Annotated in this window: 3 protein-coding genes; 1 reads left to right on the top strand and 2 read right to left on the bottom strand. The window is 71.1% G+C overall.

The genetic code is table 11. The features are described 5' to 3' along the window. Positions 1-664: transposase (locus AB0O00_RS37090; RefSeq protein ID WP_363659102.1), on the bottom strand; the 664-nt coding region annotated here is incomplete at its 3' end. A 237-nt stretch (positions 665-901) separates the two neighbouring features. Here AB0O00_RS37090 and AB0O00_RS37085 point away from each other — a divergent pair. Beyond that, positions 902-1,471, top strand: a complete 570-nt coding sequence (locus tag AB0O00_RS37085) for a hypothetical protein (protein ID WP_363659101.1) — start codon at positions 902-904, stop codon at positions 1,469-1,471. 99 nt (positions 1,472-1,570) lie between these two features. Here the strand turns inward: AB0O00_RS37085 and AB0O00_RS37080 are convergent. After that, on the bottom strand, positions 1,571-2,042 hold a 472-nt coding region (locus AB0O00_RS37080), incomplete at its 5' end, for an FAD-dependent oxidoreductase (protein WP_363659100.1).

The following is a 2,042-nucleotide window of genomic DNA, read 5'->3' as shown; positions in this document are numbered from 1 at the left end:
CTGGACGCCAGGGTGGCGGGTCACGCCAGGTCGGGGTGGCGGCGCGGGTGAGGCGGCGGAGCATCACGTCGGTCATGGACCAGTGGATCACCGCCACCGAGCTGGCCGGCTTCGCCTCGTAGTCGCGCGCGAGCCGGCGGTGGAGCATGAGAGTGCCCAGGGTCTGCTCGACCACCCACCGCTTGGGCTCCGGTGTGAACCCTCGCGCGCCGGGCTCACGTTGGACGATCTCCACGTCGATGCCGAGGCGGGCGCCATGCTCGACGACCGCGTTCTTGAACCCGGCGTCCGTCCATGCCTTGGTCACGGTGGGCGCGGCGCGTACGACCTTGTCCAGCAGCGCGATGCCGATCGCGTTGTCGTGGACACCGGATGCGACCACGACGACGGCGATGACCAGGCCGAGCACGTCGGTGGCGATGCCCCGCTTGCGCCCCGGACTCCTCTTGCCCGGATCCAGCCCGGTCGTGTCCTTCGGCGCGTTCGTCGAGGCCCGCACGGTCTGAGAGTCCAGGACGACCGCGGTGGGGTCCTCGTGTCGCCTGCGGCTTTCGCGGACCTGCCAGCGCAGCAGGTCGTGGATGGTCTCGGCGGTCCCGTCGTCGCGCCATGCCCCGAAGTAGTAGTACACGGCGCTCTTGAGCGGCAGGTCGTCCGTCCGCAAGTACGGCTTCTGACCATCCTCTGAGCATCCTCGGGATCGTCCAGCACTGGCCTGTTGCGCCCTCAACTGCGCAGCAGGCCAGTCCTGTTCACGTCAAGCGAATAGTTCGCGCGATTCTGTTGACTGACCCTTTGTCAACAGTTCACTGTTCACGGTCTACCCGCATAGACCGCCCGGTGGTGACATGGACACACTGCTCGGCGAAGAGAGCCGAGCCCCACTCAGGAAGCTCCCCACATGCTTCGTTCCCAGCGCCTCGCCCCCACCGTGGCCGCCATCGTGCTCACCGTCGGTGCCTTCGCCACCGCCGGCTCCGCCCACGCCGCCGCCCCCACCCAGCAGCGTGCCGCCGCACCGCTCGACCAGACCTGCTCGCAGGCCTACCTCCCGCTGCCCGACCCGGCCTGCACCCCGGGCGCCACCAACCCGGACGTCACCCAGGCCACCATCGACGACACCATCTGCGTGCCGGGCTACAGCAGCTCGATCCGCCCGCCGTCCAGCTACACCACCAAGCTGAAGATCCAGCAGATCGCGGCGTACGGCTACAGCGACACCGACCCGTCCGACTACGAGGAGGACCACTTCATCCCCCTCTCCCTCGGCGGCCACCCGACCGACCCGAACAACCTGTGGCCGCAGCCGCACTACGCGACCGGCACCGGCGGCTGGACCGCGGCCGACAAGGACACCGTCGAGTACAAGCTCTACAAGGCCGTCTGCAACCACCAGGTGAACCTCGTCCCCGCCCAGCAGGCGATAGTCACCGACTGGACCACCGCCCTGTCGGTGCTCGGCCTCGGCTGACGGACGGTCACCCGACCGTGAGGGGGGACGCCGCCACGTCCCCCCTCACGGTCCTCACCACCCACACAACCCTCGCAACCTTCACGACCCCCACAACGCTCACAGCGTCAACGCCCGCGCCGACGCGAGGATCGGCGCCGGAAGCTCGGTGAAGCCCCGCAGGTAGCGGTCCACCGCCGCGGCCACCGCACGCCCCTCCGCGACCGCCCACACGATCAGCGACTGCCCGCGCCCGGCGTCCCCCGCGACGAACACACCGTCCGTGCCCGTCGCGAAGCCGTCGTCCCGGGTCAGCGCGCCGTCCTGGCCGGTGGCGAGCCCGAGTTGGGGAATCAGCTCCTGGTCCGGCTCGGGCCCGGCGAAGCCCAGCGCGAGCAGCGCCAGTTCGGCCGGCAGGCTCCGCTCGGTGCCCGGCCGCGGGCTGCGCTCCGGCGGCTGCGCCTCGGCGAAGCGCACCGCCGCGAGCCGCCCGTCCGGGCCCGCCTCGAAGCCGACGGCCACCGCCGCGAACACCCGCGGCCCGGTCTCCGCCGCGCCCGCCTCCTCGTGCGAGGTCGTCTCCCGGTAGACC

The sequence above is a fragment of the Kitasatospora sp. NPDC093558 genome (genome assembly GCF_040683475.1).
Classification (GTDB): domain Bacteria; phylum Actinomycetota; class Actinomycetes; order Streptomycetales; family Streptomycetaceae; genus Kitasatospora.
This window is presented reverse-complemented; position numbering and strand designations above follow the sequence as displayed.

Bases quoted from the DNA above. Each gene is read 5' to 3' on its own strand.
- AB0O00_RS37085 (WP_363659101.1), top strand. From the start codon at position 902: ATGCTTCGTTCCCAGCGCCTCGCCCCCACCGTGGCCGCCATCGTGCTC.